Origin of the sequence: Actinoplanes sp. NPDC049598 (assembly GCF_040675435.1) — a bacterium.
Taxonomy (GTDB): domain Bacteria; phylum Actinomycetota; class Actinomycetes; order Mycobacteriales; family Micromonosporaceae; genus Actinoplanes.
Window position 1 is genome coordinate 331452 of sequence record NZ_JBFAOX010000006.1, and the last position, 23661, is coordinate 355112.

The 23661-nt window shown below is 70.3% G+C and carries 16 protein-coding genes and 1 pseudogene; 8 read left to right on the forward strand and 9 right to left on the reverse strand.

Annotated elements, in window-relative coordinates:
* Positions 1-35 precede the first annotated feature (35 nt).
* The 3 genes from AB0J66_RS17035 to AB0J66_RS17045 are packed head-to-tail and all read right to left on the reverse strand — an operon-like array spanning position 36 to position 4079.
* Positions 36-1019, reverse strand: a complete 984-nt coding sequence (locus AB0J66_RS17035; RefSeq protein WP_364660911.1) for an acetylxylan esterase — start codon at positions 1017-1019, stop codon at positions 36-38.
* Position 1020: 1 nt separating this feature from the next.
* Complete coding sequence (locus tag AB0J66_RS17040; RefSeq protein WP_364660913.1) at positions 1021-1920, reverse strand: acetylxylan esterase; 900 nt, start codon at positions 1918-1920, stop codon at positions 1021-1023.
* Positions 1917-4079, reverse strand: coding sequence for an alpha-galactosidase (locus tag AB0J66_RS17045; protein ID WP_364660915.1), 2163 nt, complete (start codon positions 4077-4079; stop codon positions 1917-1919). The genes AB0J66_RS17040 and AB0J66_RS17045 overlap by 4 nt, the downstream gene beginning before the upstream one ends.
* Before the next feature lie 110 nt (positions 4080-4189).
* On the opposite strand from AB0J66_RS17045, the gene AB0J66_RS17050 reads away from it, so the two are divergent.
* Complete coding sequence (locus AB0J66_RS17050; RefSeq protein ID WP_364660918.1) at positions 4190-5380, forward strand: ROK family protein; 1191 nt, start codon at positions 4190-4192, stop codon at positions 5378-5380.
* Here AB0J66_RS17050 and AB0J66_RS17055 read toward each other — a convergent pair.
* Positions 5365-7860: a X2-like carbohydrate binding domain-containing protein gene (locus tag AB0J66_RS17055; protein ID WP_364660920.1), complete on the reverse strand. Its 2496-nt coding sequence runs from the start codon at positions 7858-7860 to the stop codon at positions 5365-5367. The genes AB0J66_RS17050 and AB0J66_RS17055 overlap by 16 nt on opposite strands.
* A gap of 127 nt (positions 7861-7987) precedes the next feature.
* On the opposite strand from AB0J66_RS17055, the gene AB0J66_RS17060 reads away from it, so the two are divergent.
* A complete protein-coding gene (locus AB0J66_RS17060) occupies positions 7988-10354 on the forward strand; it encodes a glycoside hydrolase N-terminal domain-containing protein (RefSeq protein ID WP_364660923.1) in 2367 nt (788 codons plus the stop codon).
* On the opposite strand, the gene AB0J66_RS17065 is transcribed toward AB0J66_RS17060, so the two are convergent.
* From AB0J66_RS17065 to AB0J66_RS17080, 4 genes are read right to left on the reverse strand one after another with little or no spacing between them, the layout of a single operon-like run.
* Positions 10329-12062 carry a glycoside hydrolase family 36 protein gene (locus AB0J66_RS17065; protein WP_364660925.1) on the reverse strand — a complete coding sequence of 578 codons (1734 nt, stop codon included), beginning with the start codon at positions 12060-12062 and terminating at the stop codon, positions 10329-10331. The two genes, AB0J66_RS17060 and AB0J66_RS17065, sit on opposite strands and share 26 nt — an antisense overlap.
* A gap of 17 nt (positions 12063-12079) precedes the next feature.
* Positions 12080-12904 (reverse strand): carbohydrate ABC transporter permease, encoded by an 825-nt coding sequence (locus AB0J66_RS17070; RefSeq protein WP_364660928.1) that lies wholly within the window; start codon positions 12902-12904, stop codon positions 12080-12082.
* On the reverse strand, positions 12901-13830 hold the full coding sequence (locus tag AB0J66_RS17075) for a sugar ABC transporter permease (RefSeq protein ID WP_364660931.1): 930 nt from the start codon (positions 13828-13830) through the stop codon (positions 12901-12903). Before AB0J66_RS17075 ends, AB0J66_RS17070 begins: the two co-directional genes overlap by 4 nt.
* Positions 13823-15109, reverse strand: coding sequence for a sugar ABC transporter substrate-binding protein (locus tag AB0J66_RS17080; RefSeq protein ID WP_364660933.1), 1287 nt, complete (start codon positions 15107-15109; stop codon positions 13823-13825). The genes AB0J66_RS17075 and AB0J66_RS17080 overlap by 8 nt, the downstream gene beginning before the upstream one ends.
* A gap of 631 nt (positions 15110-15740) precedes the next feature.
* Here AB0J66_RS17080 and AB0J66_RS17085 point away from each other — a divergent pair.
* The 6 genes and pseudogenes from AB0J66_RS17085 (at position 15741) to AB0J66_RS17110 (ending at position 22616) form a co-directional block, all read left to right on the forward strand.
* Positions 15741-18950 (forward strand): S8 family serine peptidase, encoded by a 3210-nt coding sequence (locus tag AB0J66_RS17085; RefSeq protein ID WP_364660936.1) that lies wholly within the window; start codon positions 15741-15743, stop codon positions 18948-18950.
* A 68-nt stretch (positions 18951-19018) separates the two neighbouring features.
* Positions 19019-19540: pseudogene (locus tag AB0J66_RS17090) on the forward strand (Bcr/CflA family drug resistance efflux transporter); the annotation flags it as partial.
* Positions 19541-19597: 57 nt separating this feature from the next.
* Positions 19598-20419, forward strand: coding sequence for a PrsW family intramembrane metalloprotease (locus AB0J66_RS17095; RefSeq protein ID WP_364660939.1), 822 nt, complete (start codon positions 19598-19600; stop codon positions 20417-20419).
* Between the two features lie 9 nt (positions 20420-20428).
* Positions 20429-21349 carry an aminoglycoside phosphotransferase family protein gene (locus AB0J66_RS17100; RefSeq protein ID WP_364660942.1) on the forward strand — a complete coding sequence of 307 codons (921 nt, stop codon included), beginning with the start codon at positions 20429-20431 and terminating at the stop codon, positions 21347-21349.
* Complete coding sequence (locus tag AB0J66_RS17105) at positions 21339-21779, forward strand: GNAT family N-acetyltransferase (RefSeq protein WP_364660945.1); 441 nt, start codon at positions 21339-21341, stop codon at positions 21777-21779. Before AB0J66_RS17100 ends, AB0J66_RS17105 begins: the two co-directional genes overlap by 11 nt.
* A gap of 582 nt (positions 21780-22361) precedes the next feature.
* On the forward strand, positions 22362-22616 hold the full coding sequence (locus AB0J66_RS17110; RefSeq protein WP_364660947.1) for a hypothetical protein: 255 nt from the start codon (positions 22362-22364) through the stop codon (positions 22614-22616).
* 43 nt (positions 22617-22659) lie between these two features.
* Here AB0J66_RS17110 and AB0J66_RS17115 read toward each other — a convergent pair whose 3' ends face one another.
* Entirely contained in the window at positions 22660-23628 is a 969-nt protein-coding gene (locus AB0J66_RS17115) for a methyltransferase domain-containing protein (RefSeq protein WP_364660949.1), read from the reverse strand.
* Between the last annotated feature and the right edge of the window lie 33 nt (positions 23629-23661).

Genomic DNA, 23661 nt, shown 5'->3' on the forward strand with positions numbered 1-23661 from the left:
CCCCGCCTAGCTGCCGGACCGCATTACGTGACATCTCATTTATAGCGAACGCCCAGGCGTTCGGCCAGCCACGCATACTGCCGCCCGCGCTGGAACGCCTCGCCGCCCTCGTGCATGTTGAACGGGTACTCGACGATCGACCGGTCGGCGCTGCCCCACCGGTTGAAGGCGGCGAAGACCGTCGACGGCGGGCAGACCGGATCCATCAGGCCCACCGAGAACAGGGCGGGAACGGTCGCCCGAGAGGCCAGGATCGCGCCGTCGAAGTAGCGCAGGGTGGAGTACGCGGCCGCCGCGTGGCCCCGGTTGCTGCGCAGGTAACTGACGATCTCCTGGTACGGGGCGCTGTCGGTGAGCCCGACGGCGCGCTCGAAGTGACACAGGAACGGCACGTCCACCATCGCGCCGGCCAGCCCGGCGCTCAGCGCGGCGACTGCGATCGCGATCCCGCCACCCTGGCTCGTGCCGGAGACCACAACCCGCGAGCCGTCGACCAACGGCAGGCCGCGTACGGCATCCACCGCCCGGACGCCGTCGGTGAACAGCCGCCGGTAGTAGTAGGTGGCCGGATCCAGGATCCCACGCGTCACAAAAGCGGGACCGGACGTGCCCGTCTCCGGATCGTCGTCGGGGGTGGCATCCGCCTCCGCGCCCCAACCTTGGCCACGGTTGTCCACGACCAGATGCGCGTAGCCGGCCAGGGTCCAGCCGACGTGCTCGTGCACCAGGCCCCGGCCACCCCCGTACCCGATGTACTCCACGACGACGGGCGGCGGCTGCGGGGCTCCGGCGGGCAGATGCAGCCACGCCTTCACCGGCTGGCCGCCGTATCCGAGGAAGGACACATCCCATGTCTCGATCAGCCGTAACGGCGTCGCTGCCGCTGTTGCCCGCACGTCGACGTCGTACGTCCGGGCGGTCTCGAGGGTCGAGGCCCAGAAGGCATCGAGGTCGTCCGGCTCGCTCAGCGCCGGCGCATAGCCGCGTAGTTCTTCGGCCGGCAGGTCGAAAAAGGGCATCTCAGCTTCCTTCGAATTGGGCGCGCAGCACGGCGAGCGCTCCAGCCCGGTCGGCGGTGCCGCCGGCTTCGTGTCCCGCGCCCGGCCACTCCTTGAGCTGGACGGGCGCCGCGTAAGCGTCGGCGGCCGCGCGGGCGGTCTCGGGCGGGCAGATGCCGTCCAGCAGGCCCGAGCTGATCCAGCCGGGCGCGGTGGCGTGCCGGGCCGAGGTCACCCCGTCGACGTACGACAGGGTGGCGGCAACCGCCTCCGCCCGCGAAGGGTTCTCCTGGAGATAGGCGCGGAGCTCGAGCCAGGGGCCGTCGGTGGCCAGGCGCAACGCCTGCGGCGCGTCGGTCAGAAACGGCGCCTGGGCGAGCACGGCAACCAGATCCGGGACGAGCGCACCGATGCCGAGGGCGATGCCGCCACCCTGGCTGTTGCCGATCGCGGCCAGCCGCGACGGGTCGACCTCGCTCAGCTCGCGGGCCGCCTCCACCGCGCGAGCCCCGTCGACGAAGACGCCGCGATAGTACGAGCGCTCGGGGGTGTCGATGCCCTCGAGCAGGTGCCCGGTGCGGCCGCCGCCCTGGGCGTGGGTGCCGAGGGTCACGTGCGCGTATCCGGCCGCGGACCAGGTCAGGTCGTCGATCGGGGCCAGCCGGCCCGCGCCGTATCCGTTCGCGTGCACGACAATCGGCAGCGGCCCGGACCGGTGCTTGGGCAGGCGCAGCCAGGCGTGCACGCGCCGGCCGCCCGCGCCGGCGAAGGACAGGTCGTGGACGTCGACCGTGGCGAGCCCGGTGTCGACCGGCTCCCGCCGCAGGTCGAGGGGGTGCCGGCGCGCCTCGTCGAGAGCCTCGCCCCAGTAGTCGCGGTAGTCGGCCGGCGTGGGAAGTGGCAGCTCGGTGAAGACAGTCATGGCACCCTGCAAATGTCGAAGAGCATCGCCTGGGCCGGGGCGAGCGCCGGTAACGGCACGCCGGCCGTGGCGAGGACCGTACCCGGCAGCTCCGTCCCCAGCGCGGCGGCGTCGACCCAGGCGGGGTCGGCGCGGGAGTGGCGGGCCGCGTCGCCGATCTCGCGGCGCACGCGCACCCGGTAGCACACGGCGGGGTCAAGCCCGGGGAAGCGCACCCGCCCGGGCTGCGCCGCGACCGAGGTGGCGAGGCGGGCCCAGGTGAACAGCGCCCGCGACCCGTCCTGAGCGATGATCCCGGTGAGCATCGTGGCGTCGTCGGCGAGGTCGGCGTTAACGACGCGGCCGGTGTGGATCAGCCCGCGCAGCTCACGGTACAGCCCGGCCCAGGCCGCGATCCGCATCAGGTCGGCCTCGTCGGCCTGCCGCAGGTCCCACTCGATGCCGGCGTGCGCGGTCAGCGCCACCGCCAGCCGGAACGACAGATCGGTGATGCGCGAGGTGGTGTGCGAGCGCGCCGCCCCGACATGGGAGCCGATCAGCTCGGGCGGAAGCAGCATGCGCGTCCACCGCTCCACTCGGAGGCGCTCGATCGGATCGTTGCAATCCGAGGCCCACACCCGATCCGTACGATCGAGAATGCCCAGATCAATGCGAGCACCACCCGCCGAGCAGCTCTCGATCTCCAGCGCCGGGTGCCGCGCCTTGAGCTCGTCCAGCATCCGGTACAGCGCCACGGTCTGCTCATGCACGGCGGGACGATCGGCGCTCCCCCGGCGCCCGACGGCCTCGGAGAGGTCCCGGTTGTGGTCCCACTTCAAATAGTCGATGTCGTACGCCGACACGAGGCTGCTCACGCGTTCGAGGATGTGCTCGTAGACCTCGGGCCGCGCTATGTCGATCGCATACTGGTTGCGGGAGCTGTCCCCGAGCCCCTGGCGTGGCCCGAGGATCCAGTCCGGGTGAGCGCGGGCGAGCTCGGAGTCGAGGTTGGTCATCTCGGGCTCGACCCAGAGTCCGAACTGCATGCCGTGTGACCGGACCAGGTCGACGAGCGGACCCAGCCCACCTGGCCACACCCCCGCGTCGACCTCCCAGTCCCCCAGCCCAGCGCTGTCGTTGCGGCGCCCGCGGAACCAGCCGTCGTCCAGGACCACGCGCTCGACACCGACCCGGGACGCTCGCTCGACGAGGTCGCTCAGGTGGCCGAGGTCGTGGTCGAAGTAGATCGCCTCCCACGAGTTGAGGGTCAGCGGCCGCGGCGACGACGGATGCGAGGGACGCGCGCGCACGCGCCGGTGCAGGCGCTCGGCGAGCCCGTCGAGTCCCGCGCCGGACCAGACGAACAGCGCGGTCGGCGCCGTGTAGCTCTCGCCCTCGGCGAGCATGACCTCCCCCGGGCGCAGGAGCTCACCGGCGCCGAGCACGGAGGCGAAGGCGCCGGCCCCTTCGGGCAGGCGCTCGGCGAGGTATTCGGCGTCGCCGCTCCAGGCGAGGTGCACCGCCCACACCTCCCCGGCGGCGAAGCCGAACCCTGCGGTGCCGCCGGCGAGCAGGAAGGGCGAGTCGTGCCCGGGCTTGCCGCGCCGGGCCCGCCGGATGTGGCTGCCGAACCCGAGCGGCGCGTGCTGCGGCGAACGCTCGCGGCACCACGCTCCGGTGAAGTCGATCAGCTCGGTCGCCCGATCGGGTAGTGGGAGAAGCGCTCGAAGGCCGTCCAGCGCGTACGGCACCGAGGCCGCGCACCGCCGGACCTCGAGGTCGACGGCGAGCACCCCGGCGCTGTCCAGGCGGTACGTGATGGTGGACCGCATAGCCGTGATCTCGTCGACCATCTCGACGGCGATGACGCCGCCGTGCTCAGCGATGTCGTGGTGGACGCCCACGATCCGGGGGCGCGGCGTGCTGGCTTCACCGGCGGCGTGACCGGCTTGGGCCGGAGTGCCGGCCCAGTTCTCGTGCTCTCCCGGCCACACCCCGAAGCGGCGGGGCGCGTCGGGCGAGCTGTTCAAGAGCGCGGCGCCCGCAGTGGCGCGCAGGCCGTCGGCCATCCCCAGGCCGGCGCCCCAGTGCAGCACGGAGGGTGTGGGGCCGGCGGTGTCCAGCACGAACGAGACCCCGGCGGCGTTCAGGGCCAGCACGGTGGCGTTGCCGTCGGACATGCGTACTCCCGGTCTCGGATTTTTGACGCTGTAAATTAATCATCAAGGTGGCCGATGACGCAAGCCGCACCCAGACCGCTAGTTTGAGCAGTCGGAGGAGGCCCGATCCCATGGACGACAAGGCGCGCGAGCGCATCGAGATGCTTCGGACGTCGTCCGACGCCACGACCCGAGTGCTGACCACGGTGCTGACGCGCAGCCCGATCAACCGTCCGGGCATCGCGCAGCTGGCCGACGTCTCCCTCGCGGCCGTCACCAAAGCGATCACGCCGCTGGTGCGGGTCGGGCTCGTGGACGGCAGCCTCGACTCCGGGCGCAACGGCCTGCCCGGCCGGCCGTCGAACCCGGTCGCGATGATCCCCGACGCCCTGCTCGTGGCCGGAATCAAGATCAACCGGGACGAGATCATCGGCGTCGCGACCGACCTCACCACCACCGTCCTGGCCTCCACCCGGGCCGTGCCGGCCTCCCCGAGCCCGGCCGACGTGATCGACGCGATCGACAAGCTGTACCGGGAGCTCGCGGAGATGCTCGGCGACCGGGCCGGGCGGCTGGCCCGGGTCGGCGTGACCCTCTCCGGCGACGTCCACAGCGCGACCGGCGTCCTACGCGAGTCGGCTCAGCTCGGCTGGCGTGACGTGGCGCTGGGCGAGGAGCTGTCGGCCCGGCTCGGCATCGAGGTCGTGATCGAGAACGACGTCCGGGCCCTCGCAGTCGGCGAGCACATGTTCGGGGTCGGCCTCGGCACCAACTCGTTCGCGATCGTCACCATCGGCCGCGGCATCGGGGCCGGGCTGCACCTCAACGGCGACGTCGTGAACGGCGCGCACGGCGTGATGGGCGAGCTGGGCCACCTGCCGCTGGCCCCGCCCGACCGCCGATGCTCGTGCGGCCGGCGCGGCTGCGTCGAGGCGGTCGCCGCGACGAGTGCCATCGTCGCCGCGGTCGCCACCGAGCACGGCCGCGAGCTCGACCTGGAAGCGGTCGTCGCCCTGGCCCGCCGGGGCGACGCGGCCGCGACACGGGCGTTCGACGAGGCCGGGCGGGTGATCGGCCTGGCCGTGGCCAGCCTGGTCAACCTGGTCGGGCCGGAGCTGGTCATCATCGGCGGCGAGGCCGTGTCCGACTTCGACCTCTACCGCCGCTCCCTCGACGCCGCCTACCACGAGCACGTCTTCGGATCGGCCGAGCGCGTGCGCTTGGTCGTGCGGCCGCATTCGTTCGCGGACTGGGCGCGGGGGGCGGCTGCCACCGCCACCCGCTCCCTGCTCGGTCCGCGCCGGGCTCAGCCCACCGTGTAACGGATGACGTCGTTACGCATGACGTCGCCGGTGGCCTTCACGAGCCGGATCGTGTGCTTCTTGTTCGTCAGCTTCCCAGAGCTGAAAACGCTCTGCTGAGTCAGCCGGGCATCCGTACGGGTGTCGACGGTCTTGACCTTCTTGCCGTCGAGGTAGACGTCGACCAGCCCCTGATCCGGACCGGTCGCGGTCAGCCAGCTCACCTCGGCGCCGGTGAACGAGTACGACACGGCGGCGCCGTTCGTGCCCGTCCAGTGCACGTCGTTGAACCGGTCGCCGCGGAAGGTGAAGTCCAGCTGTACTGGGCCGGCGCCGAGCGACGCGAGGTAGGCCTTCGTGAGGGTGACCTTCGAGCCGGCGACCGTGTAGTCCTGGCCGCTGCGCAGCGCGACGCCGTTGCGGGCGACGCCGGTGAGCTCCCGCGGGTCACGCAGCACGGTGACGGCCAGGTCGGCCGGCGCCGACGAGTCGACCACGGCCGCGATCGGCGAGATCAGGTTCTGCCGGGTGACGTCGAGCCGGTCGACCAGCATGAACTGACCCGCCTTGAGCACCGCCTTGAAGGTGTGGACGCCGCTGGGCAGGCCCTGGGCCTCGAACACCTTCTGCTGGACCTGCCGGGTGTCGCTGTGCAGGCTCACGGTCTTCTGCAGAACACCGTCGAGGTAGATGTCGACGTCACCCTCGTCGACGTTCGTCTCGGTGAGGTAGGCGATGCCGGTGCCGGTGAAGGTGTGCTCGATGGAGTCGCCGACGTTCCAGCTCCAGTGCACGTCGTCCTGGTGGTCGCCGAGACCGCGGCCGCTGCTCAGGTTCCATGACCCCTGGTACTTGATGGCCGGGTCGGTGTCGTTCAGCGTGACCACGCTGGTGTCCCCGGTCGCCGGCGGCTGCGTCCCGCCGCCGGGGGCGAGCGTCAGCGCCAGCGGCTGCGAGCTGGCGGCGAGCTCCTTGCCGCCGCTGACCGCCCAGTCGCCGGTGTAGTCGACGCCCTTGTCGTTGTCGTTGAGCGCGACGGTCCCGCCGCGCTGCGGAGCAATCTTGAACACCCGCGTGCCGTGGATCGGCACCTCGGCCGTGAAGGAGCCGGTGGCCGGCCCGAGGTTCTTGCGGTCCCACAGATCGCGGACGGTCGCCGCGCCGGTCAGGCCGAGGTCGGACCAGTTGACGGTGACGTTGGCGTCGGTGCGGCCGAGGTTGTAGAGCGCGACGGCGTAGCTGCCGTCCGGCTGACGGGAGTACCAGACCTGCTTGTCGGTCGAGGTCGAGACGGGCCGGGCCGGGGTGGCGGCCTGGTTGATCGCGATGATCTCGGGGTTGGTGAGCAGGCTCAGGCCGTACGCGTCGAGGCGAGTGAGGTCGTTGCCGGTGTACATCGGCGCCGCCTGCATCGCCCACAGTGTGGTGGCCGTGCGGCGCTCGTCCTTGGTCATGCCGTCCATCTGGCCGTTGCCGACGTTCAGCGAATCCATGTCGCCGTAGCCGCCGTTGCCGGTGTAGGGCCACCACGCCTCGGCCTTCGGGAAGAGCCGGGCGATGTTCTCCCACTGCGTCAGGGCAACACCGGGGGCGTACGCCTCGACGTCCCACTCGATGCGCCAGCCGTTGGCCTTCTCGCGCCACAGGCTCGCATACTTGCGGTCGAGGTCCCAGGAGAGCTCGAACCAGATGTGGTTCTCCTTCAGGGTCTTCGACCAGGCCGCCACGTCGTCGCGGGCGTCGAGCGAGAGGTCGCCGACGCCGGACCCGGGCGTGACGCTGTCGAACTTGAGGAAGTCGACACCCCAGGACCCGAAGAGGTCGCCGACTGAGTCGACCCACTTCTCCGCGCACGGGTTGGTGAAGTCGAGCTTGTAGTTCAGCTTCCAGTAGTCGGCCGAGACGATCGGCTGCTGCACGATGTCGTGCGTGGTGCAGCCCGGCGCGCCGGCGATCGGAAGGTTCGCCTCGTACACCTCCGGGGAGATGCCGGGAATGGTGTAGAGCCCGAACTTCTGGCCGTTGGCGTGCACGTGGTCGATGACCGCCTGTAGTCCGTCCGGGTACAGCGTGGCGTCGGGCGTGGGCCGGCCGTTGCCGTCGAACCCCTTGTTCCAGCCGGAGTCGACGTTGATGTACTTGTAGCCGTACTTCTGAAGCTTGGCGTGCATGGCGTCGGACTGCGCGATGAGCTGATCCGCGTTGATCCACTTCGCGCCGTCGTTCGAGTAGACCTGCATGCTGTAGCTGCTCCAGCCCATGTACGGGCTGACCGCCCACGGGTCCGGCGTGGCGCCCGCGGCCGGCGCGGGCGCCGGCTGGGCGGGCGCCTCCGCGGTGGCCGGCTTGCGCTTCGCGGGCGCCGGCAGGCTGCTCTCGGTGCTGGTCGCTCCGGGGCCGGGGTCGGCCGCCGAGGCGGCTACGGCCGGGAGGGCCAGCGTGGCCGCGACGGCCCCGGCGGCAACGGCCAGACGCCGTCGCTTGCTGATCGATCTCAACATCGCTCCTTAGCGCGCGCGCAACGGTCATGATTTTTTCCTGTGTTAATAAACACAAGCCGAGCGCCGCGCACAAGACTTCGCCCCTGATTTTTTGACGTCGTGAATAAATAACTTTTAAGATCGGGCGGTGGAATCCAGCGAAGAGCACCTGGTCCTGCACTGGCCCGAGCCGGCCGGCGACTGGTCCGAGTCCACGCCCCTCGGCAACGGGCTGATGGGCGTGAGCGCCTACGGCGGAGCGCACGGCCGCTACCAGATCAACGACGCCTTCGGCTGGTCCGGCGAGCCGGCCGGTCCGGACAAGGCACTGGCCGATCTCGTCCGCGGCGGCGCCGGCCCGGCTCGGCTCGCCCAGGCCCGGCGGGCGATCGCCGAGGACCGCCTCACCGACGCGACTGACCTCATGAAGACCTTCGAGGGCCCGTACTCGCAGGAGTTTCTGCCGTTCGCCGAGGTCTTCGTGCGCCTGCCCGCCGAGGCGGTGGCGACCGGCCGCGACCTCGACCTCGACACCGCCGAGCTGACCGAGCGCTTCCTGATCGGCGACGTCCCGGTGACCCGGCGGACCTGGGTCAGCCATCCCGACCGCGTACTCGGCGTCGAGATCACCGCCGGCGAGCAGGTCACGCTCACCGCCGAGCTCGCTGCAGTCCTGCGCCCGCAGCCGGGCCGCGTCGAGGAGGGCGCCCTGATCGCCGGCATCCCGCTCCCGATCGACGGCCCGCCACTGCACGAGCCCCAGGAACCCGACCACCGATGGCGCGAGCCGGGCGAGGGGTACGACCCCTACGGCGCCGCGGCGATGACCGCGTCGACCGACGGCGTCCTCACGGTGACCGCCGGCGGCCTGCGGATGCAGGGCGCCACCCGGGCTCTGCTGGTCGTGTCGACGGCCACCCGCGCCGAGATCTGGTGGAGCGGCGACGACCCCGAGGCCTTCTCCCGGGCCGACATCGAGGCGGTGGCCCTGCGCCGGGCGCGGGAGGCGCTCGGCCGGGGCGCCACCGATCTGCTGCGCCGGCACCGGGCCGACGCCGAGCCGCGCCTGCGGGAGTTCCGCCTGCGGATCGGCGCCCGCCGGGGCGCGCGCTGGAACGTCACCGACCGGCTCGGCTCGGACGCTCGCGCGACGATCCTGGTCGCGTACGGCCGCTATCTGCTGCTCTCGTCCTCCCGCGCCGGCGGCCCGCCGGCCAACCTGCAGGGCATCTGGAACCACGACCCGCGACCGGCTTGGTCGTCGAACTACACGATCAACATCAACACGCAGATGAACTACTGGCCGGCCGACGTCACGGCCGTGCCCGGCAGCTTCGACCCGCTGGTGGACCTGCTCGAGCTGATCGCCCGCCGGGGCGAGACAACGGCGGCGAGCTTGTACGGCACCCGGGGCTGGGTCGCGCACCACAACACCGACCTGTGGGGCTGGACGGCTCCGGTGGGCATGGGACACGGCGACGTCAACTGGGCGATCTGGCCGATGGGCGGCGTCTGGCTGTGCCAGAGCCTCTGGGACCACTGGGATTTCGCCCGCGACGAGGAGTACCTGGCCCGGATCTGGCCGGTGCTGCGCGGCGCCGTGCTCTTCCTGCTCGACTGGTGGATCGCCGACCCCACCTCGGCCACCCGCCTGACCCGCCCGTCCACGTCGCCGGAGAACGTGTTCCTGCGCGACGGCCGCCCGCAAGCCTTCTCCACCAGCTCCGAGATGGACCGCGCGCTGACCCGGGCCCTGCTGGTCCGGTCGCTCGAGGCCATGGCCGTCCTGGGCGTGACCGACCCGATCCGGGACGAGATGACGGCGTTGCTTCAAGCCCTTCCTGAGGTACGGATCGGGCCCGACGGCGCGATCCTGGAATGGGACCGCCCGGAGGCTGAGCCCGAGCCGCACCACCGGCATGTCTCCCCAGCGGCCGGTCTCTACCCGCTCGACGAGTTCACCCTCGACGATTCGCCCCGCGAGGCCCGGGCCGTCGAGGCGCTGCTCGACCGTCGCGGCGGCGGCGCCATGGGCTGGTCGTGGTCGTGGAAGATCGCCCTGCGGGCGCGGCTGAGGGACGCCGAGACGGCGCTCGCGCTGTTCGACGAGGCCACCCAGCCCTTCCTCGACGCCACGGGGGCGTCCCGCAAGATCGACGGCTACGAGTACGGCGGACTGCTGCCCAACCTGCTCAGCAGCGGTCCGCCGTTCCAGATCGACGGCAACTTCGGCCTCACCGCCGCCGTCGCCGAGATGCTGGTGCAGAGCTCGGCGACGGCGATCGAGGTGCTGCCCGCGCTGCCCGCCGACTGGGCCGAGGGTGAGGTGCGCGGCCTACGGGCCCGCGGCGGGCTTGTGGTCGGCCTGAGGTGGAGCGGTGGCGTTCCGGTCGAGGTCACGCTGCACAACCGGACCACCCGGGATCAGTCCCGCCGGGTGCGCTCCGCCGGCCGGGACGTCACCGTCGACCTCCCGGCCGGCGGCACCGTCAGCCTGGCCACCGGCGCACGCTGAGCAGGCCGCCTACCGGCACGTCGAACTCCTCCAGAGTCCCGAGCCGGCGGGCCGTCCAGGTTGCGTACCGCTCCCCGGTCGGCCCGACGATCGACACGTCCACCACTCCGAGGTCGTGCAGGCCATGCACGACGACCTCGGAGTGGTCCGCGTTCGCCACCAGCAGCTCCCGGAGGCCGGCGACGGCCACGGCGACCGGGTGTGGCGAGTAGCGAGCCACGATCGTGGTCCCTCCGGCCGACGCCTCGACGACCGGGTAGCCGAGGTCGGGGCGGTGGGGCGTCAGCGTGCCACCAAGAAGCACATCGGCATGGCTGCTCCAGAACCTCAGCCAGTGCCGCAGCGCGTCGCGTTGGTGTGGCGGCAGGCCTACCAGGTCGACCGAGACCTGCGGTACGCCGAACAACGAGTTGATCAGGCTCTGTGCGACCCGGCCGGCCGACGCGCCGGGTGCCCACATGATGGGGTCGCCGTGTACGGCGATTCCGCGCGTGGTCAGGCGCAGGTCGATGACGCCGAGCCGGTTGTCCAGGTCGCCCAGTGGGCAGTCGCCGACCCGGACCATCGTGGCCAGACCGGCGATGGCCGGGCCGGTGTAGGGCTGGCGGTACTCGATCAGCGGGTCGGTGACGACGTCGGCCAGCCCGCGGCGAACCGAGCGCAGCAGCGACAGCGCGGCCTCCTCGACGTCGGCCGGATCGGCGAAGTGCTCGAGAAAGTCGATCTTCACGCCGTCGGCGCCGGTGTCCCGGACGAGAGTGAGGACGCGCTGTTCGAGATGGGCTCGGCTCGACGGCGAGCGGACGTCGACCACGGACGTCTCAAGTTCTTCGAGCCGCCGCAGGACGGGAACGCCCTGCGCGGCCAGCCGCGAGCGGTCGCCGGCGAACGGCGTGCCGACCCACCACATCCCGCGCAGGCCGAGCTCGTGCAGGCTCCGCATGAGGGCTCGCGGGGCCGGGAACTTGGCTGCGCTCGGTTCCCAGTCGCCGGCCGTCGCGTAGCCGCGTACCCGCTCGGCGGTCTGCCAGCCGTCGTCGATGATGACGGTGCCGAAGCCGAGGCGGGCTGCGGCCTCGGCCTGCCGCAGCACCTCGTCCTGGGTGACGTCGAGGTGCATCGAGTACCAGGTGCAGAAGACCGGGCGGACGCTGCCCGCCGATAGTTCCGCGCCGTCGCCCCACAACCAGTCGACCGCCCGGGCGACCGCGGTCGAGAAGGGGCCGGGGGCGCCGCACCTGACCACCAGCGGGCCGGTCCCGGGGCCGGCTTCGACCGCGACGAACAGCCGGCCCGTTTCCTCCACTGCCCCGCAGCGGAAGGCCAGCGCTCCCGGGCCGGCCTCGGCGGCGACCGTCACGAGCGCGTTGTTCTGGCCGTCGACGAGCGCGCACAAGGCGATTCCGTTCAGCGCGGACACGTTCTCCGCGTCCCGCCAGGACGGCGGGAACCGGCCCGCCGTGCCCGGGCGTCCCGGTGTCCACAGGGCTGTCGCGTCGCCGATGGCGAAGGTCAGCTCGATGGCGACGTTGTTGTGCAGGTTCGACCGGTCGACGTGCAACTCCGCCGCGCCGTCGACGCGGCGTACGTCAACGCCCGCGGCCTGTTCGCCGACCAGAACGGCGGTGATGTCCTCCGGGCCGAGGTCGATCACCCGGCGTACGGCATCGGATCGGGCGCCCGGGATCCATACCTCGGTCTCGTTCATGGTCATCCCTTCACGGCTCATCCCTTGACCGCGCTGCCGAGCAGGCCGGCGATGAACTGGCGCTGAAGTAGCAGGAACAGTCCCAGCACGGGCAGGATGGAGATGGCGGTCGCGGTCATGATCAGCGAGATGCTGTCCGTGCCGTTGACCGTCTGCATCGTGGCGATCTCCACCGGAACCGTGTAGGACGAGGGGTCGCGGAGCACGACGAGCGGCAGCACGAAGTCGTTCCACGTCGTCAGGAAGGCGAAGATCGCCAGCGCGGCCAGCGACGGCCGGACGACGGGCAGCACGATCTGGGCGAAGATGCGGTACTCGCCGGCGCCGTCGACCCGGCCGGCGTCGAGCAGCTCGTCGGGCACCGAGAGGATCGCCTGGCGCATCAGGAAGATGCCGACCGGCAGGGCCAGGTTGGGCAGGATGAGCGCCTGGTACGAGTTGAGCCAGCCGAGGCTGACCATCATCTTGAACAACGGCACCAGCGTCACCTGACCGGGCAGCGCCAGCGTCACGATGACCACGCCGAACAGGGCGCTGAGCCACCAGGCGCGGAACTTCGCGAAGGCGTACCCGGCGGCGCTGCACACGGCGACCGCGAGCAGGGTGAAGATCGCGGAGATGAGCACCGAGTTCAGCAGCGAGCGCCCGAAGCCGGTCGTATTGAACAGCTGCGACAGGTTGTGGGCCAGCTGGTCGCCGGGAACGAGGAACGCTCCGCCGGCGCGGATCCCCGCGGAGGACAGCGTGATCGCCGACAGGAGCCAGACGAACGGCGCCACCATCAGCAGCGCGCCCAGCGCGACCACGAGGTTCAGGGCGAGGCGGGCGGGTAGACGCGTCATCGTTCACGCCTCTCGAGCACGACCAGTTGGATCAGCGAGATCAACACGATGATCGCCGTCAGCCCGTAGCCGATCGCCGACGCGTAGCCGAAGTCGAAGAACTGGAAGCCGTTGCGGTACAGGTAGAGCCCGATCGTCTCGGTGGCGTTCTCCGGCCCGCCGTTGGTCAGCACAAACGGCTCGTCGAAAAGCTGGAGCGCCCCGATTGTGGACAGGATGACGCTCAGTACGATCGCGGGCCGCAGCCCCGGCACGGTCACCGCCCGGAATTTGCGGAAGGCGCCGGCGCCGTCGACGCTCGCGGCCTCGTACAGCTCCTTGGGGATCGACTGCATCTGGGCGAGGTAGATGACGGCCGTCTGCCCGGTGTAATGCCACGTCATCGCGATGGCGATCGCGACCTTGGCCCAGAACGGGTCGTCCAGCCACGGCACCGGCCCGATCCCGATGTGGCCCAGCAGGTCGTTGACCGCGCCGTACTGCGGATTCAGCAGCGACGAGAACAAAACGCCGTAGGCGACCAGGCCCATGACGATCGGCACGAAATACGCCGTACGGAAAACGCCCCGCAGCCACAGCAGGCCCGAGTTGAGCGCCGTGGCGATCACCAGCGCCAGGACAAGTTGGACGGGCATCTGGATCAGCAGAATCTGGAAGGTGTTGCTCAGCGCCTTGCGGAACAACGGGTCATGAATGAGCCGGCTGTAGTTGTCCGCCCCGACGAATGTCGTGACGCCGCCCTTGTTCTTGGTGAGGCTGAGGTAGAACGCGTACCCGAACGGATACGCCTTGAACACGGCGAACAGGACCACGATGGGCGCCACGAAGGTGAGGGCGACCCGCGCGCGACGGCGCTCCAAGCGCCCCCGGCGCGCGGAGCGGACCTTCACCGCTCCGCGCGCCAGGGTGGTGGTGCTTTCAGCCATTCGCCAGTTCCCGCCCCGTCTGGGTCGCGACCAGCTTGGCGGCCTTCTGCAGCTCGGTGGCCGGATCCGCGTTCCTCAACAGGACGGCGGTCTGCGCGTCGTCGTACGCCTTGAGCGCTTGGGCGTAGTCGGAGGTGTAGTTCAGCTTGGCCGACTTCGCCTTCAGCTCGCTGGCGAACAACTGCTTAGGGTTCTGGCCGCCGTAGTAGGCGTCGGGGGCCGAGAACGACGGGTCCTCCAGCAGGGGCAGGTAGCCCGGGAAGAGGCCGCCTCCCTTGTACAGCGCCTGCTCACCCTCCTTGGTGCCGAGGGCGTACTGCATGAAGTCCCAAGCCGCGGACTTGTGCTTGCTGGTGGCCGACATGCTCAGGTACGTGCCACCGACGATGGCCGAGGATGATCCGCCCGTCTCGACCGGGATTTCCTTGCGGATGCCCCACTTGCCCTTCATCTCCGGCGCCGACTCCGGGAGAGACCCCGCCATCCAGGCCGGGCCGTCCATGGTCGCGACGGGCACCTTGCCGGTCTGGATCTGCGCGCCGTCGTTGCCGGAGACGTTCGCGACCAGGCCCAGGTCGTTGGCCTTCTTCAGCAGTCCAAGGGCCTTGACCTGCTTCTCGCCGTCCAGCGTGATCTTGCCGGCCTCGTCGAAATAGAACGTGTCCTGCAGCGCCATCAGGGTCTGGAAGTAGTTGGCGGCGCTGGTCGTGGCCGACTTGTCCAGGGCGAACAGCGAGGCGCCGGTCTTCGCCTTGATCGTCTTGCCGGCCTCGATGAGCTGGTCCCAGCTGCCGATCGCGTCGATGTCCACGCCCGCCTTCTGGAACAGGTCGGTGCGGTAGAACGTGGCCGCCGGGTTCACCTCGTACGGAATCCCGTAGACCTTGCCGTCCGCCCCCGTGCCGCTGGCCCAGGCGCCCGGCGCGAAGTCCGGCTCCAGCTTCGCGGCGCCCTTCGCGGACAGGTCCTCCAGGCCGGTCGGGAACTTCTCGATGTAGCTGCCGATGTAGTCGACGCCGATGTTCATGACGTCGGGAAGACCAGCGCCCCCGGCGGCCATACCCGTGGTGATCTTGGTCCAGATCGCCGGGTTGCCGACGTCGGTGACCTCGATCTTCACCTCCGGGTGGGCCAGCTGGTAGCCCTTCGCCGCCTCCTGCAACCCCTGCGTCGGGCCCTTCCAACTCCAGATCGTCACGGTCCCGCCGGCCTCGTCACTCTGCCCGTCCCCATCCGACGAGGAGCAGCTCGCCGCGGCGAGAGCGAGGGTGGTAGCCACGCCCACCGCCGCGGCCCGACGCCATGCCGGCGTCCTTCGGTAGTTCATTCCAGTGACCCCTTCGCAAGCGACATCCGGGGGCTCGGCAGACGGCCTCACCTCCACAAGCGGCGAGCTAACCCTATTTTTTGACGGCGTGCAATAACTAGTCGATGATCCGTTACGTTTACGACGATGTTTCGGATTCGTAGCCATCCGAGGCACGCAGCGCGGGCCCGACGGGCGCGCTGACGAGCGCCCGAGCCCACTGCGCCTTCCCGAGGCATGACCGCCGGCCGGCCCTACCCAGCACGCGCCGGTTCGTTCGGGAAAGTTTCTCGCTCAGCGGTAAATGGATCGAGGCGCTGATACGTAAGCCCATTGTGGAACGCGAACGGACGAGACTTCACGGCCCGCTGTCACCACTCCAGGCCACGCCGTCCTAGCCTCCGCTTTCCCGTAGCTGGCCAGGTCAGACGCGGCCTGGCCACCGAACGATCGGGAATCCTTCGCCCTCATCGACCGCCAGGGGTCGATAGATCGCCGAGAATCCCGCATTCATGAGGAGAAACCCCTGAACATGCAAGCGAGAAGACGCTGGTCCGCGTGGTCGGCTCTGGGAATGGCGGTGGCAGTTACCGCAGTCGCGCCTATGAGTGGCACGGCGATGGCCGACACCGTGGCGGCCACGCACGCGCCGGCTGGTGCGGTCCAACCGGTCAGCGTCACCCTGATCACCGGCGATACGGTGACCGTATCCCCGCATGGCACCGCCGTCGACCGCGCCCCGGGCCGGACCGGCATCAGGTTCGTGCAGCAGAACACCGGCAGCAACCAGTACGTCATCCCGATCGACGCGTTGCCCCTGCTGCGGGCCGGGCGGCTGGACATGCGGCTGTTCGACGTCACCGCACTGCAACGGTTCGGCTACACCAGCGGCCACGATCTGCCACTACTGGTGCAGTACCCGAAGACAGGTGCGAGCAAGGCGCGGGCCGCGGTCACCGGAAAAGCCCGGGTGCACCGCGACCTGACCAGACTGGGCATGCTCGCGATCCACAAGGCGCCCACCGCCCGGGCCGACCTGTGGACCTCTCTGACCGGCGGCACCGACGCCGCCCGTACGTTTCAGCAGGGAATCGAGCGCATCTACCTGGACGGCCGACTCCAGCCCAGCGACGATGTCAGTAACGCGCAGATCGGCGCGCCAGCCGCCTGGCAGCAGGGACTGGACGGCACCGGTGTGACGGTGGGCGTCCTCGACACCGGCATCGACACCACTCATCCGGACCTCTCCGGCAAGATCGCGGCGAGCGCGAACTTCACCGACGCGGCCAGCATCGACGACGCGCTCGGTCACGGCACCCACGTGGCCTCGGTCATCGCCGGTTCCGGCGCGAAGTCCGGCGGCAAGTACAAGGGCGTGGCGCCCGGGTCGAAGCTCGCGGTCGGCAAGGTCTGCACGCTCACGTGCGACGAGTCGGCACTGCTGGCCGGCATGCAGTGGGCCGCGCCGATCGCACCCGTGGTCAACATCAGCCTCAACGGCTACCCGGTGGAGAGCCCGGATCCGATCTCGCAGGCGATTGAGGAGCTCAGCGAGGTCGACGGCACCCTGTTCGTGATCTCGGCCGGCAACGAGGGCTACAAGGGCCCGGGCTCGGTGCAATGGCCGGCCGACGCGCCGTCGGCACTGACGGTCGGTGCGGTCGACGCCAACGACCAGGTCGCGTACTTCTCCGCACGGGGCCCGGTCGGCGACGACCAGGCGATCAAGCCGGACATCACCGCGCCCGGCGTCGGGATCGTCGCCGCCCGGGCCGCGAACGGTACCGAGGGCACGCCGGTGACCGACGGCTATGTCAGCATGGACGGAACGTCGATGGCCACCCCGCACGTCGCCGCGGCGGCCGCGATCGTCACCGAGCAGCACCCCGGCTGGTCGGCCCGTCAGCGCAAGACGTTGCTGATGGGCGCCGCCCAGCCCACCGCTACGGCGGGCGCGTTCGACCAGGGCGCCGGCCGGCTCGACGTGGCCCGCGCGGTCAGCCAGGCCGTCTCCGTGGATCAGGGCAGCGTCAGTTTCGGCCAACAGCGGTGGCCACACACCGACGACACCCCGATCACCAAGACCATCACCTACCGCAACGGCGGCACCGCGCCCGTCACCCTGGCCCTCGCCGTGCAAGGTGACACCGACACGTTCACCGTCGGCGCGACCAGTCTGACCGTACCGGCCGGCGGCACCGCGAACACCACCGTCACCGCCGACACCAGCGGCGCCGGCGCCGACGGCCTCAAGAGCGCCTGGGTGGTGGCCACCGCTCCCGGTGGCCTCCGGGTCGACACCCCCCTCGGCATCGACCGCATGATCGAGACACACAACGTCACGCTCCGCCACATCGGCCGCGACGGACAACCCAACCCGAACTACTTCACCGCCCTGATCGGACTCGACGGGACCGGAAGCTACCAGTACTACCTCGGCCAGGAAGCCGAAACGATCAGCGTTCCCAGAGGCACCTACGGACTGGTCAGCACCCTCTTCGGGCCAGCCGACACAACCATGCTGGTACAGACCGTCGTCATCGTCGACGCCGCGAAGACGATCACCCTGGACGCTCGGCAGGGCAAACCGGTGGCTATCACCCCGCCCCGCGGCGACGCCAAACGAGCGACGGCGAAAGTCGGCGCGAACTGGTCCTTGGGCAACACCACCGCCGGCTGGTCGACGGAATCGCCGATCCCGGGCGACCTGTACACCGCCCAGATCGGGCCGGCGACAGCGCGAGCCGGCTTCGTCAGCTCGATCACCAGCGTCTTCGCCAAATGGAAGAACGACCAAGAGGGCTTCGCCGACAGTCCCTGGACCTACGAGACCAACTACGTGCGAAACGGCACGTTCTACACGGGATTTGCCAAACGCATCCTGCCCTCCGAACTGACCACGCTGAAACAACACTTCGCCCGCGAAGCGGACGGCGTCACCGGTCTGGCCTACAACTGGGCCACCTTCGGGGACAACACCGGCTACAGCGTCCGACTGCCGTTCTCACTCCCCTTCGAACGAACCGTCTACATCGGCGGGACCCCCGGCGTGACCGACTGGACGAGCGAGTTCAGCCAACAGGTCGTAGCCGGTGACGACCTGCCCCCTACGACAATCTCGCAATCGGCCGTCGAAGGGCTGCGCCTGCAACCCGGCACCGTACAGCAGCAGGAATGGAACAAGGCAGTGTTCGCACCCTCGGCGGCGGGCGCCACCCCGGTGGCCGTCCGCGACGGCAACCAGATAACGGCGAGCGTGCCGCTGTTCACCGACGGCACCGGCAAGAGCGTCCTCCCGTCGGACGGCTCCGCCCGCACGACGCTCTACGCCAACGGCACAATGATCGGCGACCTGGGCGACGCTGAGGGAACGTTCTCCGTACCCGCAGCTGGAGCGAACTACCGCCTCGAGATGTCCGCCAACCGTCCCTCGCCGTCCCGGCTTAGTACCTCGACCGGCGCGGCCTGGACTTTCGTGTCAAAGAACGGTGACACTCAGCTGCCCATATCCACCGTGCGGTTCAGCCCACGACTGGACACGAACAACACCGCGAAAAAGGGATCATTCACCGTCCCGGTCACCGTGGAACGCACAGCCGGGTCACCCGCGGCCCCCAACCGCACCCTGACCGCCCAGTTCTCCACCGACGACGGCACGACGTGGCACCCGGCCACCGTCACAGGGCGAGGCAACCAGCGCATCCTGCATGTGGCCAACCCGCCATCCGGTTACATGTCCCTGCGCGTCACCGCGGTCGACACCGCCGGGAACACGGTCACGGAAACCGTGCTACGGGCATACGCCATCGACTGATATCAGTTCGGGGCGGGCCCGGCGAACGCGCCGGGCCCGACCCGGTCGCGGGGGTCGTCAAGGCTCTGGCGTTCGTCTTCCAGGACGAGTACGGCATGAGCGAGCAGCAGTTCGCGTACGTCTTCGCCGGCGGCGCGGTCGGCCTGATCGGCGCCACCCAGTTCAACGTGCGCCTGCTGCGCCGCTTCCAGCCGGCCCAGATCCTCAGCACCGCCCTCATGATCGGCGCGGCCGGCGGCGTCGCACTGCTGATCGTGGCCGAGACCGGCTTCGGCGGCCTGGCCGGCCTGCTCGTACCGCTCTGGATCGTGCTCGCCGCCGTGGGCCTGGCCATGCCGAATGCCCCCGCCCTGGCCCTGTCCCGCCACGGCGAGGCCGCCGGCACCGCCGCCGCCCTGCTCGGCGCCATCCAGTTCGGCGTCGGCGCGCTGGCCGCCCCACTGGTCGGCGTCCTCGGCAACGGCTCGACCGGCATGGCCGTCGTCGTCTTCGCCGGGATGACCGCCGCCAACGTGGTGCTGGGGCTGGTCGTACGGCCCCGCACGCTGCCCGTCGAAACGGGCGAGCCGGTGTTGGTCGCAGCACACTGACAGCGACGCGCGTCGCTTTTCCGTGACGTGATCTGGAGGGCCGGGTACCGGGCCGCCATGCGCGATCTCTCCCGCCGGTGGGCGTGGCTAGGAGTCCTAGTCATCGGCTTGGCCCTCTACATCACAGTGCTGCGGACCGTTGTTCACACGCAGAACCCGAACCTCGTGCCCGCCCTGATTCTGCTGGGCGCCACGGTCGTACCTCTCTCGTTCTTGACGTTTGCCCAGGCCCGCACGGGCCGCTGGCAGGTGCCCACCTCGGCCCTGGTCGTCTCGGCGTTCTTCGGCGGGGTGATCGGCATCGTGGTCGCCGGCACCCTCGAGTACAACACGCTGCGCGGCCTCGGCATGCTGCCGATGGTGCTGGTCGCGATCATCGAGGAGTCCGCCAAGCTGATCGTCCCGCTCATCCTGATGATCACCGTACTGGCCCGTCACCAGCGCCGCCTGCCGTCGGACGGCCTGATCATCGGGGTTGCCTCGGGCATGGGGTTCGCCGCCCTGGAGACGATGGGCTACGCGTTCACCGCGCTGCTCTCCTCCGGCGGCAACATCGGCAGCGTCGAGGAGACCCTGTTCATCCGGGGCCTCACCTCGCCGGCCGGGCACACCGCGTGGACGGGCCTGACCGCCGGCGCGCTGTGGGCGCTGATGGCCACCCCCAACGTCAAGCACGTCCTGGAGTTCATCGGCACCTTCGCCGGCGCCGTCGTCCTGCACACCTGCTGGGACACCTTCGGCGGCACGTGGGCGTACGTCATCCTGGCCGCCATCAGCCTCAGCTGGCTCTTCGTCGCCCTGTGGCGCTACCGGGTCTTCGCCGAGCACCGCGCCGTGCCGCTTCGGTCCGGGACACCTTTTCGGGCCGCCACCCACTAGCCTCGCCGGATGCGCAGCCCCACGCAGCCCGTCCTGACCGTCGCCGAGATCGACGCCATCACCCGCGAGGCCCTCGGCACCGAAACCGCCACCGCGTCCGAGCTCAGCGGTGGCGGTTTCGCGTCCGTCTGGCTCGCTTCGCTCACCGACGGCCGTCAGGTGGTGGTCAAGGTGGCGCCGCCGGCTTCCGCTCGACTTCTGGCGTACGAGCGTGAGCTGATCCCGGCCGAGGCGGTGTACTTCACCCTGGTCGCCGGCCTGGCCCCGGTCCCGGAGGTGCTGGCCGTCTCCCCGCGCTGGATCATCACCAGCCTGCTCCCCGGCCACCCGCTGACGTCGGCCGACTCGGCCGCAGCCCGCCACCAGCTGGGCGCCGCCGTCCGCCGCATCCACACCGTCACCGGCGACCGTTTCGGCTACACCGGTGACCGCCCCACCGGCCCCGACTGGCCCACCGCCTTCACCGCGATGATGAAGTCCCTCTACGCCGACGCCGCCGCCTTCCAGGTCACCCTCCCGCCGGCCCTGACCGGCGCCGTGGAACGCCACGCGTCCGCCCTGGCCGCCGCGACCACTCCCGCCCTGCTGCACTTCGACTTGTGGGACGGCAATGTCCTCGTCGCCCCCGACGGCTCGCTCAGCGGCCTGGTCGACGGCGAGCGCCACCTCTACGGCGACCCGCTGCTCGACCTGGTCTCCCCCGCCCTCTTCCACCGCATCGAGGACGAGCCCGGCCACCCCTTCCTGACCGGCTACGCCCCCGCTCCGTTCGACCGCTCGGCCCTGATCCGCCTGTCTCTCTACCGCATCCACCTCTACACGCTGATGCTCACCGAGGGCCCGAGCCGCGGCATCCCCGCCACCCACGACCGCCAGACCTACGTCACCACGCTGCTGGAGTCCGAGCTGGAGCACCTGGATGCCCTCTGAGATCACCCGCCCCTCCGCCGCGGCCCTGACCCCCCTGTTCGACGAGTACCGCGCCCACTACGGCGAGCCCCCGTTCCCGGCCCGCACCACCGCCTGGCTCGAGGAGCACCTGACCACCGGCCGCCTGCTCGCCTACGCCACCCTCCCCGCCGGCTTCATCACCGTGGCCGTCCAGCCCGCCTCCCTGCGCCTGTCCACGGCCTGGCTGATCCGCGACCTGTACGTCCGCCCGGCTCACCGCCGCCAGGGCGCAGCCCGCCTCCTCCTGGCGCACGTCATCACCGAAGCCCGCACGGCCGGCGCCCTACGCCTCTCCCTGCAAACCGAGACGGACAACGCCGCCGCCCTGACCCTCTACACGTCCCTCGGCTTCCACCGGGTGACCGGCCTGGAATTGCTCAACCTCCCCCTGACCGCCGGCGATCGCTGACGGCTCGACCTGGCATCTCAACCGCTTCGCGCACGCTGATGGGATACGGACTCGACCTCACCTCGTCCTCCATCCCGTCTACAACCCTGCTTGCTGTCTTCTGATCAAGGGTCCGGGTCAGGCACACTGGTGGCCCAGGCCAGCCTGTGCCATTGCCGGGCGACGGCCGTCAGGCTTCGAGATCACGCGCTAAACGCGATCTCCCTCGAAGGCAGGACATTCGAGACGATGAGGGCGCTGACTCACCGCAGTCTCCTTGTCATCGCGCGTGTCCCGCGTTCGGGGTCCGAAGGAGGTTCCGCGCAAAGGGAAGGCGAGTACCGTCGCGGCCTATGCGGCTGCCGGCGTAGTCCGGCCGTCATCCACGGACCGGACAATCCGCATGGTGACACAATCGCCTTCTTAAATAAGCCTTTCCCGGCGGCCCTCCGTTACACACAAGAATCACAGTGCGCCCTCGGCAACAACTCCGGAAAGGAATCAGGAGAGGGCGCTACTCATCCTCCCCGACCACTTCGAAGAGAGGGTTCGCATGCGGCCCGTTCTTGACTACTAGGACCGCCCAAGGTGGGGGATCCCGCGGTGTTCATGGCCGCGGCGTTCCTCTTCTCCCTCGGGTTTCTGGCGCTTGGCCTCGGTTTTTACACGGTGAGAGGACTGTTGCGCAGGCGTGGCGAGGCCTTGGTGGAGATTGCCGTCGGCATGTTCCGCATCAAGTTCTCGGCGAAGGTTGACGCCGACCGAGACGATCCCGAAGTCGTCGCCGCTCCTGCGGATCAGGAGCAGCTGGAACAGGCACCGCCCGCTCCGTCGGAGAAGGGCGGTGGTGGGACGTGAGATGAGAATCAGGCGTGGCGCTCGAGGAGCGGCCGCGCCTTTCTCATTGTGCGGTTCGGACGGCCAGGGCCAGGAAGTGATCCTCCGGGTCCTCGTAGCGGGTCAGGGTCCAGCCGGTCCTGGTCAGGAGAGTGGGTAGGACCTTCTCGCTCAGGGGCTCGTCGGGAGACAGGGTGCGGCCGTGGCGGGTGGCCAGGGCCTGGCGGCCGCTCGGGTGGAAGAGCAGGAGGCGGCCGCCGGGCTTGGTGACGCGGGCCAGTTCGGTCAGGCCGGCGGCCGGGTCGGGCAGGTGGTGGACCAGGCCGGCGGCGAAGACGACGGACGCGGCGGCGGAGCGTACGGGCAGGTGCAGGGCGTCGGCCTGGATGAGGTCGGCCGAGGACCGGGCGCGGGCCTGGGCGAGCATCTCCGGCGTGCAGTCGAGCCCGAGGGCGCGGCCGGTGGGGCCGACGGCGGCGGCGAGGGCGGGCAGGGCGCGGCCGGTGCCGCAGCCGACGTCGAGGGCCAGGTCACCTGCGGCGGGTGCGGCCACGGCGACGGCGGTGGCGTACGCGGGGAGGTCGTCACCGAAACGCTGGTCCCAGCCGGCGGCCTTGGGGGCGAAGAAGGCGCGGCTCTCGGCGAGGTACCACCGGGCCGGGTCGGCCAGACGCGGGTGGACGCGGCGGATCACCGGCCACTGCGGGTCGTGGTGGTCGATGACGATCTGGGCGCGGCGTTCGCCCTGGCCGTTACCGGTGCGGGCGCCCGTGCGCAGGTAGACCAGGACGCGGTCGGCGGCCGGCTCGAGGACGTTCAGGGCCGAGTCCTGCCCGCCGCCGGCGGGGCCGGTCAGGCCGAGCACGGCGTCGACGCTCCACGCGCGGACCGAGGGCGGGAAGGCGGCGGCCAGGCGGGCGGCGAACGTGGCCGCGGCACCGTGATCACCACCGTCGACGATCACGGTGAGGGGGGCTCGGGGGGTCAGGACGTCCGCCAGGAACGCGGTGACCTCGGCAATCCTTTCGGGCACGAACACAGCATGCATGTGGATCTGTGACGGGGG